This window comes from Lysinibacillus xylanilyticus (genome assembly GCF_001183605.1).
Lineage (GTDB): Bacteria > Bacillota > Bacilli > Bacillales_A > Planococcaceae > Lysinibacillus > Lysinibacillus xylanilyticus.
In genome coordinates, this window is the sequence record NZ_LFXJ01000002.1 from 111,454 (window position 1) to 125,152 (window position 13,699).

The 13,699-nt window shown below is 38.3% G+C and carries 15 protein-coding genes and 1 pseudogene; 14 read left to right on the forward strand and 2 right to left on the reverse strand.

Annotated features, from left to right (window positions below; all coding sequences use genetic code 11):
- Window positions 1-20 precede the first annotated feature (20 nt).
- The gene (locus ACZ11_RS00685) at window positions 21-356 is read right to left on the reverse strand and encodes a heme oxygenase (RefSeq protein ID WP_049662741.1); all 336 of its coding nucleotides are present in this window, start codon (window positions 354-356) and stop codon (window positions 21-23) included.
- Window positions 357-597: 241 nt separating this feature from the next.
- On the opposite strand from ACZ11_RS00685, the pseudogene ACZ11_RS00690 reads away from it, so the two are divergent.
- From ACZ11_RS00690 to ACZ11_RS00725, 10 genes and pseudogenes are all read left to right on the forward strand, one after another.
- Window positions 598-812 (forward strand): annotated as a pseudogene (locus ACZ11_RS00690) (response regulator transcription factor); the annotation flags it as partial.
- A 40-nt stretch (window positions 813-852) separates the two neighbouring features.
- Complete coding sequence (locus ACZ11_RS26120) at window positions 853-1,023, forward strand: hypothetical protein (RefSeq protein ID WP_161804415.1); 171 nt, start codon at window positions 853-855, stop codon at window positions 1,021-1,023.
- Between the two features lie 86 nt (window positions 1,024-1,109).
- A complete protein-coding gene (locus ACZ11_RS00695) occupies window positions 1,110-1,712 on the forward strand; it encodes an SAM-dependent methyltransferase (RefSeq protein ID WP_049662744.1) in 603 nt (200 codons plus the stop codon).
- A gap of 487 nt (window positions 1,713-2,199) precedes the next feature.
- Window positions 2,200-3,417 carry an ABC transporter substrate-binding protein gene (locus tag ACZ11_RS00700; RefSeq protein WP_049662746.1) on the forward strand — a complete coding sequence of 406 codons (1,218 nt, stop codon included), beginning with the start codon at window positions 2,200-2,202 and terminating at the stop codon, window positions 3,415-3,417.
- Window positions 3,418-3,758: 341 nt separating this feature from the next.
- A complete protein-coding gene (locus ACZ11_RS00705) occupies window positions 3,759-4,634 on the forward strand; it encodes a branched-chain amino acid ABC transporter permease (protein ID WP_049662748.1) in 876 nt (291 codons plus the stop codon).
- Window positions 4,635-4,647: 13 nt separating this feature from the next.
- Window positions 4,648-5,583 (forward strand): branched-chain amino acid ABC transporter permease, encoded by a 936-nt coding sequence (locus tag ACZ11_RS00710; protein WP_049662749.1) that lies wholly within the window; start codon window positions 4,648-4,650, stop codon window positions 5,581-5,583.
- Window positions 5,583-6,362, forward strand: coding sequence for an ABC transporter ATP-binding protein (locus ACZ11_RS00715; RefSeq protein ID WP_049662751.1), 780 nt, complete (start codon window positions 5,583-5,585; stop codon window positions 6,360-6,362). The genes ACZ11_RS00710 and ACZ11_RS00715 overlap by 1 nt, the downstream gene beginning before the upstream one ends.
- The gene (locus ACZ11_RS00720; protein WP_049662752.1) at window positions 6,362-7,069 is read left to right on the forward strand and encodes an ABC transporter ATP-binding protein; all 708 of its coding nucleotides are present in this window, start codon (window positions 6,362-6,364) and stop codon (window positions 7,067-7,069) included. Before ACZ11_RS00715 ends, ACZ11_RS00720 begins: the two co-directional genes overlap by 1 nt.
- 39 nt (window positions 7,070-7,108) lie before the next feature.
- Entirely contained in the window at window positions 7,109-7,243 is a 135-nt protein-coding gene (locus ACZ11_RS27155; RefSeq protein WP_269079303.1) for a hypothetical protein, read from the forward strand.
- Window positions 7,244-7,297: 54 nt separating this feature from the next.
- Window positions 7,298-7,792 carry a cupin domain-containing protein gene (locus ACZ11_RS00725; RefSeq protein ID WP_049662754.1) on the forward strand — a complete coding sequence of 165 codons (495 nt, stop codon included), beginning with the start codon at window positions 7,298-7,300 and terminating at the stop codon, window positions 7,790-7,792.
- A 252-nt stretch (window positions 7,793-8,044) separates the two neighbouring features.
- Here the strand turns inward: ACZ11_RS00725 and rluF are convergent, their stop codons facing one another.
- Window positions 8,045-8,746 (reverse strand): 23S rRNA pseudouridine(2604) synthase RluF, encoded by a 702-nt coding sequence (gene rluF / locus ACZ11_RS00730; RefSeq protein WP_049662755.1) that lies wholly within the window; start codon window positions 8,744-8,746, stop codon window positions 8,045-8,047.
- 300 nt (window positions 8,747-9,046) lie between these two features.
- Here rluF and adh point away from each other — a divergent pair, with 300 nt between their 5' ends.
- From adh to ACZ11_RS00750, 4 genes are all read left to right on the forward strand, one after another.
- A complete protein-coding gene (gene adh, locus ACZ11_RS00735) occupies window positions 9,047-10,567 on the forward strand; it encodes an aldehyde dehydrogenase (RefSeq protein WP_049662757.1) in 1,521 nt (506 codons plus the stop codon).
- A gap of 21 nt (window positions 10,568-10,588) precedes the next feature.
- Complete coding sequence (locus ACZ11_RS00740; RefSeq protein WP_049662759.1) at window positions 10,589-10,948, forward strand: DUF779 domain-containing protein; 360 nt, start codon at window positions 10,589-10,591, stop codon at window positions 10,946-10,948.
- A 259-nt stretch (window positions 10,949-11,207) separates the two neighbouring features.
- Window positions 11,208-12,170: a DUF4003 family protein gene (locus tag ACZ11_RS00745; protein WP_049662760.1), complete on the forward strand. Its 963-nt coding sequence runs from the start codon at window positions 11,208-11,210 to the stop codon at window positions 12,168-12,170.
- Window positions 12,171-12,212: 42 nt separating this feature from the next.
- Window positions 12,213-13,640 (forward strand): aldehyde dehydrogenase family protein, encoded by a 1,428-nt coding sequence (locus tag ACZ11_RS00750; RefSeq protein ID WP_049662762.1) that lies wholly within the window; start codon window positions 12,213-12,215, stop codon window positions 13,638-13,640.
- The last annotated feature ends 59 nt before the right edge of the window (window positions 13,641-13,699 follow it).

Below are 13,699 nucleotides of genomic sequence, written 5' to 3' on the forward strand. Positions count from 1 at the left end.
CGACTTCAGCTTTGGCTTAATTAGCGTAATGCTTCAATCGAAGAAGCTAATTCAGCTATAACTATTTTGCTACCGATAAGTGGACTGTTTTCAGGTTTTCCTCCCTCAGAGCTTTGTCCAGGACGGTGATGAGCAGCAGCGAATGCATCGCTATCACGCCAAGCTTGGAAATGCTCCTTAGACTCCCAGTACATATTGACGCTCATTTCGTCATAAGTCGGATCATCAGTTGAAACTAATACCTCCACTTTATGGAAGCCTTCAAACTGCTGTAGAGGTCCTGGTTTTGTAAAGTTCGGTGCCATTTTTGCAGCAAAGCCGGGTTTGACTTGAATACGATTTGTAACAATAATCATGCTTTCCCCCCTAATCATTTTTTAGTTAACTATATGAATGAATTATCAATGATTATCATTCGCAATCAATGATAATTCGCATAAGAAGACATTGTCAATAGAAGAGCAATGTAAATTGCAAATAGCTCGATATTTGAAGCGTCCTATAAGAATGAACAGACTCTCTAGTTCCTGACATTTAACTGACATAATCCGATGATATAATGAAAGCACGAATGGGCTGGTAGCGAGGTGAAAGGGCATGACCAAAATATTAGTAGTAGAAGACGAATATGCAATAAGCCAAGTTTTGAAGGCATATTTGAAAAAGTTGGCTATGATGTTATGCAATGTTTTAATGGCGGTCAGGCATTGGATATATTTCAAGAGGTTCAGCCTGATTTAGTATTACTCGATATCATGTTACCAGAAAAAAACGGTTGGTTAATTTTAAAGGAAATTAGAGAAATTAGCTCTTGGCGATAATCAGGGAGAAAGACCAAATGGCGGTGGCCAAATGCAACGACCTGACAAAAATGGAGGACCTATGTGGCCTAACCAAGGCGGTGAGCAACTAAATCAAGGAACTGTTATCGATAAAAATACAGTTCTTACAGCGATTGTTTGTTTTGCTTTGTTAATAGTTGCACTGCTCTTTGTTTTAAAATTTAACCGAAGAGGTCGTTAAAAAATAACCATATCCAAAACTTTTGGGTATGGTTTTTGCTTTTTATCGTGCTAAAATTAATCATTCTTTTTTTTAGGAGTAATAGTATGAATGAATATCAATTTGATAAATATTTACATATTAACACAGTAGGCGAACAATACGGTTTCCCTAAGCTAGCTCATTACCATCGCTATGAACCAACACCGTATGTTGGTTTAGAACAATTATTTTCGGAGTATGAAATGCCTGAAAATCCAGTGTTTATCGATATGGGATGTGGAAAAGGGAGAGTCCCTATTTATGTACATGATAAATTTCATATTCCGACAATAGGGGTAGAAATGGATGCAGGTTTCTATGCAGAGGCTGAGAATAATAAAAGGGGCTATCTTCAAAAAAAGAGTGCTCAAGCTCCAATTTCCTTTATTCATTCAATAGCGGAGGACTATGCTATTCAGCCAAGCGACACGGTTTTCTTTTTTTTCAATCCGTTCTCAATCCATATTTTCCGTACAGTCATTCATAATATATGGGAGTCTTTTGAACAGCATATGCGTGAAATTCATATTATTTTATATTACCCACCATATGATTATTTGCAGTTTTTACATCATGGGACGTCTTTTGAATTAATCCATGAGGTTCATCTTGAAAATGAAACAAATATTAACGAACGCCTCTGTGTGTTTGCATTGAAAAAAGCTTAGAGCTGTAGAAATAACCCAGCTCTAAGCTTTTTTAATAAGATTCGACTATGAAAAATAAAAGAAAATCTTACTCTGATTACTCCCTCTAAGTACTGTATTTCCCTGGGAATAAATAGTTATTGGTAATTTCATAATACTTCGCGAGAACGCTTTAGCGCCTTATATCCTAGATCTTGCAATTTTCGAAAAAGGACTTCTTTTAACGAGATTTTATCGTAAAGAAATAATCAAAGATGATAGTTTTATATTAATGTTCATTTTGAATTAATAGATAATTCTTAAATTACTAATTATACAGAAAAATCACTCTAGACTAAATATAAAGAATGTTTTACAATGTAAAAGGTTTAATTGAATAATATATTGATTTAGTAATAGATAGTTATAAATTATTGTTTTGGTTATTTTTGTTATTGAGGAAATGCCATGGATTGTTTATAATTATCAGAAATATCTAATATTTGAGAAAACTTAGGGGGAATAAATTATGAGAGAGAACAAAAAGCTTAAGAAGTTTGGCTCGCTTCTAGTTGCATCTTCACTACTTGCAGGTGTTCTTGCTGGCTGTGGTAATGGAGATAGTTCAGGAGGGGGATCATCATCAGGCGGTGGTGGTTCTTCTGACGGTGATACTATTAAAATCGGTGCAAACTTAGAGCTTTCGGGTAATGTAGCTTCCTACGGCTCTTCGATTGGTCTAGGTGCAGACCTTGCAGTGAAAGAAATTAATGATAAAGGCGGAATCGACGGTAAAAAAATTGAGCTGATTAAAGTAGATAACAAGTCTGAAAACTCAGAGGCCACTGCAGCAGCTCTTAAACTAACAACACAAGATAAAGTAGTAGCAATGCTAGCACCAGCAACTTCTGGTAATACAGTTGCAACTGTCCAAATTGCGAATGAAAGAAAAATTCCAATTGTTACGGGTTCTGGTACAGCTCCGAACATTACAGTAAATGATGATGATAGCGTTAATGAGTATGCATTCCGTACTTGTTTTATCGATCCATTCCAAGGGATTGTAGCAGCAAACTTTGCTTCTAATGAATTGAAAGCAAAAAATGTAGCTATTTTTGCGGACAACGCATCCGATTATGCGAAAGGTTTAGCAAAATCATTTAAAGAAACAATTACAAAAAATGGCGGGAAAGTTGTAAAGGAAGAGGCGTATGTAGCGAAAGATGCTGATTTCCGTACACAATTAACTAGTATTAAAGGAGAGAAGCCAGACTTTATTTTTATCCCAGGATACTATGAAGAGGTTGGTTTAATTGTGAAACAAGCGCGTGAAATGGGTATTGATGTACCACTGATGGGGGCTGACGGTTGGGATTCACCAACATTAGTAGAGCTAGCTGGTGCGAAAGCGCTAAATAACACGTACATCACCAACCACTACTCTGCAGAAGACCCAGATCAAAAAATTCAAGACTTCGTAAAGGCGTTTAAAGCAGCAAACAGTGATAAAGCACCAGATGCATTCAATGCACTTGGCTATGACACAGTTTACTACATTGCTGATGCTATTAAGCGTGCAGGCTCTACAGATGGGGAAGCTATTAAGAATGCTTTAGCTGACACAAAAGATCTTTCTTTAGTAACAGGTACTTTCACAGTTGACAAAAATCATAACCCAATAAAAACAGCAACAGTTCTTGAATTTAAAGACGGTAAACAAGTGTTCAACTCTAAAGTTAATCCTTAATGTTTTCTAGGCAAGGGGAGGCGGGTAAACACGCCTTCCTTTTTTGTTTATTTTCATTCAGTGAAGACTCCCACCATTGAAGATGGTGAGATGGATGCGGGTATGGTTTATTTACAGTGTCCAAGCACCTACTGAATGAAAATAAAGCCTCCGGCGGATGTCACGGATTTTGAATTGTGCGAGCACAATTCAAAATCCGGACGCAATTACGCCAAGGCGAAATTGATAGACCATGAAAAAAATTTTTTAAGAGGACACAATTTACTCTATTTTCAATAATAACATGTAGAAGCAAGTCCTATTTTTGCATTCTTCAAAAAATAAAAAAGGAGTGAACGCTAATGGAATGGATACAGCAGCTTGTGAATGGTATTTCACTAGGTAGTATCTACGCTTTAATAGCGCTAGGGTATACGATGGTATACGGGATTATTAAGCTGATTAACTTTGCCCACGGCGATGTCTTCATGATTGGGGCATTTATTGGTTTTTACGCAATTGCCAAATGGGAGCTTGGCTTCTTTCCGGCCTTATTATTGGCGATGGTGGTCTGTGCAATCTTTGGTGTTTTAATTGAACGTATTGCGTATAAGCGTTTGCGAAATGCCACGCGTATTGCGGCTTTAATTACTGCAATAGGTGTATCACTATTAATCGAATATACTACTATTTTCTTCAGAGGTGCGCAACCGGCGGCATATCCTGATGTTATTACTAATAAATCATTTGATGTTTTCGGTGTTCAAATCAGTAGTAAATCCATATTAATTTTAACTGTCGCAATTGTACTGATGATTCTTTTACAATTCATCGTACATAAAACAAAAATCGGGAAAGCGATGCGTGCGGTTTCTCATGATGCCGATGCAGCACGTTTAATGGGCATTAATGTAGATAATACAATTTCTGCGGCATTCGCAATTGGTTCAGCTTTAGCAGGTGCAGCGGGTGTTATCTTCGGGGTATATTACACAAAAATCGATCCATTAATGGGGGTTATTCCAGGGGTTAAAGCGTTTATCGCAGCAGTACTTGGTGGTATTGGTATTATTCCGGGTGCCATGGTTGGCGGTATGCTGCTTGGCGTTGTGGAATCATTAGTAAGTGCACTTGGTTTCTCTTTATGGCGAGATGCAGCGGCATTCGTTATTTTAATTTTAATTTTAATCTTCAGACCATCGGGTATCTTTGGTAAAAATGCCCGTGAGAAAGTGTAGGTGAGCGGTAATTATGAAGAAGTCTAAAGTTTTCTGGGGCTATGCCGTATTAGCGCTAGTCATCTATGCAATTGTTCAGGTGCTTATTTCAACGAACGTGCTCAATATTTACTATCAAAATATGTTGATCACAATGTGTATTAACATCATGCTTGCGGTTAGCTTGCACATTGTCATTGGTATTACGGGTCAATTCTCGATTGGGCATGCGGGCTTCCTAGCGGTAGGGGCATATATTTCTGCCATTATTACAACTAAATTAATGCTTCCATTCCCATTAGCAATTCTCTTAGGAGCACTGGCAGCAGCAGTAGCGGGTTTAATCGTAGGCATTCCGACATTACGCCTAAAGGGTGACTACTTAGCAATTGCAACGTTAGGTTTTGCGGAAATTATACGTATTGTCTTTTTAAATACGGATTATGTTGGTGGCGCAGCAGGGATGCAGGTTAAATATTTATCGAATTGGACTTATGCTTTTATAGGTGTGGTTTTAACAATTCTAGTAATCTCTAATTTTACAAATTCGCGTCATGGACGTGCATGTATTTCAATTCGTGAGGACGAAATTGCGGCAGATGCAATGGGTATTAATACAACCTACTATAAAGTTGTAGCTTTCGCGATTGGCTCCTTCTTTGCTGGTCTTGCAGGGGCCATCTTTGCACATAATTTTTACATTATTCAACCGACAACTTTTGGTTTCTTAAAATCATTTGATATTTTAATCTATGTAGTTCTTGGTGGCTTAGGAAGTCTTTCAGGATCTGTCATAGCTGCGGTTTTCTTAACAATGGTCTCGGCATATCTAGCAAACTTCCCGGAAACACGGATGATTATTTACAGTTTAGTATTAATCGTCGTAATGCTGTACCGTCCAACAGGATTGATGGGAACAAAGGAAGTTACGGATTTATTTAAGTTTGGTAAAAAAGGAGGTACAAAATAATGACTGGAAACCTTCTTATCAATGTTGAAAACATGGGCATTCAATTCGGTGGTTTAAAGGCGGTACAGGGCGTTAATATGTACCTAAATCAAGGAGAACTAGTAGGTCTTATAGGGCCTAATGGTGCTGGTAAAACAACAAGTTTTAACATGCTTACCGGAGTGTATAAGCCAACTGAAGGCACGATTACATTTGATGGTTTAAAGTTGAACGGGCTTGCACCATATCAAGTAACACAAAAAGGTATTAGCCGTACGTTCCAAAATATTCGTTTATTTAAAGAACTATCTGTGTTAGATAATGTTAAGGTAGCGAACCATTCACTTGCAAAACATTCCATGTGGTCTTCTATTTTCCGCTTGCCGAATCATTTTAAAGGTGAGGCAGAAATGGAGCAACAATCTATTGAGTTCCTAAAAATCTTTGGCTTAGATGTTTATAAAGATGAGCTAGCGAAAAATTTACCTTATGGGATGCAACGCCGATTAGAAATTGCTCGTGCCTTAGCTGCGGAACCTAAGCTGCTTTTATTAGATGAGCCAGCAGCAGGGATGAACCCGCAGGAGACGCATGATTTAATGGAATTAATAGCGTTTATTCGTAAAAAATTTGGCTTAACAATTCTTCTAATTGAGCATGATATGAGCTTAGTTATGGGAATTTGTGAACGTATATACGTGCTCGATCACGGTCAATTAATCGCTGATGGGACACCAGAAGAAATTCGCAACAATCCAAAGGTAATTGAAGCTTACCTTGGCGAGGAGGTTATCAGCTAATGTTAAAAGTACAAAATATAGATGTATTTTACGGTAACATTCAAGCATTAAAGGGCCTCTCTTTAGAAGTAAATGAGGGTGAAATCGTAACGTTAATCGGTGCAAATGGTGCTGGTAAAAGTACATTATTAAAAACATTGTCAGGATTATTAAAACCAAAGGGAGGCATCATTGAATATGAAGGCTTTTCTATCGCAGGGAAGGCCGCACAGACAATTGTAAAATCGGGCATTTCACATGTTCCAGAGGGGCGCCGTGTTTTTGCCAATATGTCCGTTGAAGAAAACTTAGAGCTTGGAGCATATCTCCGTAACGATAAGGCGGGCATCAAAAAAGATCTAGATCATGTGTATGAACTATTTCCACGTCTGTTGGAACGTCGTAAACAGCAATCAGGTACATTATCTGGTGGTGAACAACAGATGCTAGCGATGGGGCGAGCATTAATGGCAAAACCGAAATTGTTATTAATGGATGAACCTTCAATGGGACTTGCGCCACTCATGGTAAAAAATATTTTTAATATTATTGAGCAAGTTAACAAAGAGGGTACAACCGTATTGCTTGTTGAGCAAAATGCCAATATGGCCTTATCAGTAGCAAATCGTGCGTACGTACTTGAAACAGGACGTATAGTATTATCAGGTACAGCAAAAGAACTTCAAGAGAGTGAACAAGTAAAGGCTGCTTATTTAGGTGGTTTATAGAGGAAGAAGGCGTCTCAATTTCCGAGGCGTCTTTTTTTTATGAGCGAAGGGAGTGAACAGACGGATAGACCAGTTAAAGTGAAGGATAGAAAGGTTAGAGCGACGGATAGAACAGTCAAGGTGACGGATGGAAAGGGCAAAACGACAGATAGAATGATCAAAGCGATGAAATAGCAGTAGCATTCGTCGTTTATTATTTGGTAATGTGGACGAAAGGAGTGGTGTTTTATGAAGTATTCAGCAGAATATTTTATTGAGAAATTAAATTTGGCAGAGCATCCTGAGGGAGGGTATTATGTATCCTCGTTTCGAGCAGCTGAGGATATGGCTGTCAGAGATGTTCAGAGACCAATTTATACGAGTATTTATTTCTTACTTCGTTCACAGGATATATCGCATTTGCATCGTTTGAAATCGGACGAGCTTTGGTATTATCATGCTGGTAGTCCGCTAACAGTCCATATGATTTTCCCAGATGGTACATATGAGGCGAAGAAGCTTGGATTAAATGTTGAAGCAGGTGAAGTACCACAAATAGCGGTACCGAAAAATACTATATTTGGCTCATCTGTTGAGGATGAAGATACATTTAGTTTAGTAGGCTGTATGGTTGCACCAGGCTTTGATTTTGAAGACTTCGAATTATTTACACAAGATGAGCTTTTAGCTGACTATCGACAGCACGAGGAAGTTATTCGAAAAATGGCTTACAAGAAAATTTAACTTTTCGGCAGGTCTGAAATAAGTTAAAGCCTCCGAACGCGATTATGCCAAGGCATAATTGATTAGAAGAAAAGTAGCCGTCTCAAAATTAGTTGAGACGGCCTTTCTATTTATCACAAAATAGTTTCAGGATAATTAGCTTTAATTTCAATTTCATGTAACGATTTTTTTGTAGTAATCGCCGCTAATACATGTTCCTTTTAACTGCTCAGTACTTCGAGTTGACAGCATAATTCTATCCCTTAGACTGCTTTATTCTGGTGTGTAATTAAGTAGTCTGAATAGTTCTGTTCGTTCTTTGGCTGTTAAATCGCGCCACTGTCCAACTTTTAAATTGCCAAGCTTAATGTTCATAATACGAATGCGTTGTAGACGCTTAACGGAATATCCAAGTGCCGAACACATACGACGTATTTGACGATTTAAGCCTTGCTCTAAAATGATTTTAAAGACTTTATCAGATATTTTTTCAACATGACAAGGTAGGGTTGTAGTATCTAAAATATCTACACCAGCTCCCATTTTTTTGATAAATTGCTCCGTAATAGGTTTATCAACTTGCACGATATATTCTTTTTCGTGATGGTTTTCTGCACGTAAAATTTTATTGACGATGTCACCATCATTTGTCAGTAATAATAGCCCTTCTGACTCTTTATCTAGTCGTCCAATATGAAAAATGCGAAGAGGATGATTGACAAAATCAACGACATTTCCTTTAATATGACGTTCTGTTGTACTTGTGATTCCTACTGGTTTGTTTAAGGCAATATATACGAGCTGTTCTTCTTTCTTTACCTCTTTTCCATCAACACAAACCATATCACCAGCTTCTACTTGACTGCCGACTGTAGCAAGTTCACCATTAATTGTTACTTTACCTTCTGCTACCCATTTATCCGCACCGCGACGAGATACGATGCCTGTTTCACTCAAATATTTATTAATCCGCATACTGTTCTCCTATACTTTATATTATTTTTAAGTATACATTATAGTTGGTCACACCGTGAATCCTAGAAGCTTTTCTAGCAAATATAACTCACTCCAGGAAAACAATTTTCGTGGGTCTCCTCGTCACTCGTACAACTTCTTTTTAGTATTAATTAAAAAATTTAAAAAAGTTGAAATTATTTTTCGTTTCTGACAATATATTGTGTAAGAGGGTATCTATGAAAATATTGTTATTTCGATAAAAAATGACGATATTTGTAGATTATTTTCTCATCATTTTGTGTAAAGGGGAGAAGTAAAATGGTTTATGCGTTTCCAAACACTGAAGGGTCGGTAGTTCAATTCAAAGAGAAATATGATAATTACATTGGTGGGGAATGGACACCTCCAGTGAAAGGACAATACTTTGACAATGTTACACCCGTTACTGGACAAGTTTTTACACAAGTAGCTCGTTCTTCTGCTGAGGACATTGAACTTGCACTTGATGCAGCGCATGCCGCAAAAGATGCATGGGGAAAAACATCCGCAACAGAGCGTGCAAACATTTTACTTAAAATTGCGGACCGCATAGAACAAAACCTTGAAAAGCTAGCCGTTGCCGAAACATGGGATAACGGAAAAGCGGTACGTGAGACATTAAATGCAGATATCCCTCTTGCAATTGATCATTTCCGTTATTTTGCGGGGGCTTTACGTGCACAAGAAGGCTCAGTAAGCCAAATCGATAATGATACTGTCGCTTATCATTTCCATGAGCCAATTGGGGTAGTAGGTCAAATTATCCCTTGGAACTTCCCGTTATTAATGGCTGTTTGGAAACTAGCACCTGCACTTGCAGCTGGAAACTGTGTAGTGTTAAAACCTGCAGAGCAAACACCGATTTCGATTATGTTGCTCGTAGAATTAATAGAAGATTTATTGCCATCAGGTGTACTAAATGTTGTCAATGGCTTTGGCTTAGAGGCAGGGAAGCCGCTAGCATCGAATCCACGCATTGGTAAAATTGCCTTTACTGGTGAGACAACGACAGGTCGCTTAATTATGCAATATGCTTCACAAAACCTTATTCCAGTTACATTAGAATTGGGTGGCAAATCGCCAAACATTTTCTTTGAAGATATTATGGACGAAGATGATGCATTTTTAGATAAAGCAGTTGAGGGCTTTGTATTATTCGCATTAAACCAAGGTGAAGTATGTACATGTCCTTCTCGTGCATTAATTCAAGAATCGATTTACGATAAATTTATGGAGCGTGTCCTACAGCGTGTTGAAGCGATTAAAGTTGGGAATCCACTTGATCCGAATACGATGATGGGGGCGCAAGCTTCAAGTGAGCAAATGGAAAAAATCCTTTCTTACTTAGATATTGGTAAGCAAGAAGGTGCTGAATGTCTAATTGGAGGAGAGAAAAATAATGTAGGATCAGGTTTTGAAAATGGATACTACATTAAGCCAACTGTCTTCAAAGGACACAATAAAATGCGTATTTTCCAAGAAGAAATTTTCGGGCCAGTTGTAGCTGTAACAACATTTAAAACAAAAGAAGAAGCATTAGAAATTGCGAATGACACATTATACGGTTTAGGTGCAGGTGTATGGACACGCGATATGAATACAGCTTATCGCTTCGGTCGTGGTATTGAAGCAGGACGTGTTTGGACAAACTGCTACCATGCTTATCCTGCGCATGCTGCGTTTGGTGGCTATAAAATGTCGGGTGTTGGTCGTGAAAACCATAAGATGATGTTATCTCACTATCAACAAACGAAAAACCTATTAGTTAGCTACAGCGAAAACAAACTTGGTTTCTTCTAATCAATAGGGAGGTGCATGAGCGTGGTCGAGCGTGTTATTGCAACAGAAGAAGCGCTAGCACTAATCGAATTATTGAAAGAAAAGCATGGACCCGTTATATTTCATCAATCAGGTGGATGCTGCGACGGCTCTTCACCAATGTGTTATCCAGAGGGTGACTTACTATTAGGTGATCAAGATGTTTGTCTAGGAGAGATTGGTGGTACTCCCTTCTATATGCATAAAAATCAATATGACTATTGGAAGCATACACAAATAATCTTGGACGTTGTCGATGGTAGAGGTGGTATGTTTTCACTTGAAGGTGTTGAAGGTAAACGGTTCTTAACAAGATCAAGAGCCTTTTCAACAGAGGAGTTAAAGGAATTAGGGTTAATTTAACGATTTTAGAGACAGCGGCAAAAATATTGCCGCTGTTTTTCTATGTTATTTTTTCTGGGAGAATGTATGTAAGGCTATATTTCTTGAAGAGTGCGTAATATCAAAAATGAGGCCCTGGAACGAGCGAAGCGACGCATCGGACGCCCCAAGGGAAGCGCCTAGATGGGACGGAAATAAACTCCTGTTATGGCGATGAGTCAAAATGGATGAATCCTTTTTTTGTTTTATTTCGTAAATATGGAAAAGGAGCGTGTTAAACATGGACTTTGTTATGATTGAAAATCGGTTTGCAAATACGGTGGAGGATGTCTCAAAGGCTGTTGGTCGGATGGTAGATCGTAAAATTGTGTTAGCCATTGCTAGCAAATATGTGGCATCTGGGGAACTTTTTGATTCCGTTAAATATAAAGAAGTATTACAAGAAATGAAGACGCAAACGTCATGGACATCTCCGTTAAGAACAGCGGTAGGTTATAGTATTGCTGCGAATTTGATGGAGCAAGAGGATACAGAACAAGCAGTAAAAAATTTACTGAACAACGTTAACATAATGAAGGAAGTAAAATTTAGAAGTGGGAATTTTAGTTTTATCGGTGCACAGTTTTTAACTGAAGAGGCAAGTGAGAAGCATGCACATGCACAGGCAGCACGTGCATTATTTGATGCAATCCGTAAACATCATAAGTTTTTAACGTCATACGATGATATTCCTTATGCAGTATTGTTAAGTAGTCCATCTGATGATGTTGAACTACGTGCGGAAACAATGAATCGTTATTATAAAGAATTACGTACATATAATTTTAATGCGGGCAATGAGCTTCAATGGTTATCACAAGTACTGACTTTCTTATCACCTCAATATGATAATAAACTAGTGCCAAATGTTGTGACAATACGTGACGGATTAAATAATCAGGATGTAAAGGTCAAGGCGATGCACTATCCATTACTTGGATTTTTAGCAATCCTTGAAGTGAATCAAGTACAGCTTCAACAGATTGTTGATTTATATCATGAGTTAAAGGGTATGAAACTTTTAAAATGGCATCGTGAATTTGTGTTATTTATGGCCATTCAAATTGCAGTTTATAATATGGCGCAGGTGCAACAATCCTTATCAATGACGATCACGTCATCTATTGAATTATTGATTCAAGCACAGCAAGCAGCAATGTTCGCGGCAGTTAGTGCAGCAGCTGTAGCATCAAGCTCTTCGTGATAAAATAAAGAAGAACTTGATTTTTGGAGGTGCATTTGAAGGATGAAGGAAACAAAACTTTGGATTAATGGCCAGTGGCAGAACGCAGAGGTAACATATGAGTTGAAATCACCCTATAGTGGTGAGGTTATTGCAAAGGTAGCTAAGGCGTCAATTTCTGACGTTGAGCAAGCAATAGAAGGTGCACAGGAGGCATTCCAAACGTTTAAAAAGACAACAGCCTACGAACGTGCCGAAATATTATATAAAGTGGTCGACATTATGCGCCAGCGTAAAGAGGAATTAGCTGAAATTTTGGCTTTAGAGGCAGGTAAGCCAATATCAGCAGGTTTAACTGAAATAGAACGCACAATAGCAACCTATCAATTTGCCGCAGAGGGAGCTAAGCAAGCGAAGGGTGAAACGGTACCGATGGATGCTGCACCTGGAGCAGGGGATCGTATTGGTTGGACAAAACGAGAACCTCTAGGTGTAATTTCAGCCATTACACCATTTAATTTTCCGTTTAATTTAGTGGCACATAAATTAGGTCCTGCTTTTGCAGTTGGAAATACTGTCGTGTTAAAGCCAGCAAATCAAACACCATTAAGTGCTATAGTGTTGGCTGAAATATTTAAGGAAGCGGGTTTACCTGATGGTGCGCTACAGATTGTTACCGGTAGTGGTGGTGAGCTTAGTGATACGCTCGTGACACATCCATACGTGAAAAAGGTGACATTCACGGGAAGTGGTAAGGTTGGTTTAGGCATTAAAGAAAAAGTAGGCTTGCGTAAAGTCACTTTAGAGCTCGGCTCCAATGCTGCATTAATTGTCGAGCCATCAACACCAATTGATAAAATTATTTCGCGTTGTGTCGGTGGTGCATTTAATTTTGCTGGACAAGTTTGTATCTCTTTACAACGTATTTATGTACACGCATCTATTATTGATGAATTTACAAAGGCGTTTGTAGCTGAGACAGAGAAATTGGTTGTAGGTGATCCACTAGATATAAATACTGATGTTAGTGCAATGATTAATCCAAAAGAAGTTGAACGTATTTGTCAATGGATTGAGGAAGCAAAGTCACAAGGTGCGGTAGTTGCAACAGGAGGAACATTTACGGAACGTACTTTAACGCCAACTGTTATGACGAATGTGACGGCGGATATGAAAGTTGTTTGTCAGGAAACATTCGCACCAATCGTCTCAATTGTTTCATATGAAACATTAGACGACGCTATTCGACTAGTGAATGAGTCGGAACTTGGCTTAAATGCAGGGATTTATACGAATGTGTTACCTGATGCATTGCGTGCAGCGGATGAAATACAGGCAGGTGCTGTTATTATTAATGATATTCCGACATTTAGAGTTGATAATATGCCATATGGTGGCGTGAAAATGAGTGGCTACGGACGCGAAGGCATTAAGTGGGCAATCGAGGAAATGACAGATATGAAATTTATTACGATGAAGAAATCGTTCTAATTTGCATCAACTCTTTTTCTACGATACGATGACGAAAGAACATTCATGAAGGGAAGTTG

Excerpts from the sequence above, each read along its gene's own strand:
- ACZ11_RS27155 (WP_269079303.1), top strand. The coding sequence starts at position 7,109 with ATGAGCGAAGGGAGTGAACAGACGGATAGACCAGTTAAAGTGAAGGAT.
- ACZ11_RS26120 (WP_161804415.1), top strand. The coding sequence starts at position 853 with ATGCAACGACCTGACAAAAATGGAGGACCTATGTGGCCTAACCAAGGC.
- ACZ11_RS00710 (WP_049662749.1), top strand. The coding sequence starts at position 4,648 with ATGAAGAAGTCTAAAGTTTTCTGGGGCTATGCCGTATTAGCGCTAGTC.
- ACZ11_RS00685 (WP_049662741.1), bottom strand. The coding sequence starts at position 356 with ATGATTATTGTTACAAATCGTATTCAAGTCAAACCCGGCTTTGCTGCA.
- ACZ11_RS00715 (WP_049662751.1), top strand. The coding sequence starts at position 5,583 with ATGACTGGAAACCTTCTTATCAATGTTGAAAACATGGGCATTCAATTC.
- ACZ11_RS00745 (WP_049662760.1), top strand. The coding sequence starts at position 11,208 with ATGGACTTTGTTATGATTGAAAATCGGTTTGCAAATACGGTGGAGGAT.
- adh (WP_049662757.1), top strand. The coding sequence starts at position 9,047 with ATGGTTTATGCGTTTCCAAACACTGAAGGGTCGGTAGTTCAATTCAAA.
- rluF (WP_049662755.1), bottom strand. The coding sequence starts at position 8,746 with ATGCGGATTAATAAATATTTGAGTGAAACAGGCATCGTATCTCGTCGC.
- ACZ11_RS00695 (WP_049662744.1), top strand. The coding sequence starts at position 1,110 with ATGAATGAATATCAATTTGATAAATATTTACATATTAACACAGTAGGC.
- ACZ11_RS00725 (WP_049662754.1), top strand. The coding sequence starts at position 7,298 with ATGAAGTATTCAGCAGAATATTTTATTGAGAAATTAAATTTGGCAGAG.
- ACZ11_RS00705 (WP_049662748.1), top strand. The coding sequence starts at position 3,759 with ATGGAATGGATACAGCAGCTTGTGAATGGTATTTCACTAGGTAGTATC.
- ACZ11_RS00700 (WP_049662746.1), top strand. The coding sequence starts at position 2,200 with ATGAGAGAGAACAAAAAGCTTAAGAAGTTTGGCTCGCTTCTAGTTGCA.
- ACZ11_RS00720 (WP_049662752.1), top strand. The coding sequence starts at position 6,362 with ATGTTAAAAGTACAAAATATAGATGTATTTTACGGTAACATTCAAGCA.
- ACZ11_RS00750 (WP_049662762.1), top strand. The coding sequence starts at position 12,213 with ATGAAGGAAACAAAACTTTGGATTAATGGCCAGTGGCAGAACGCAGAG.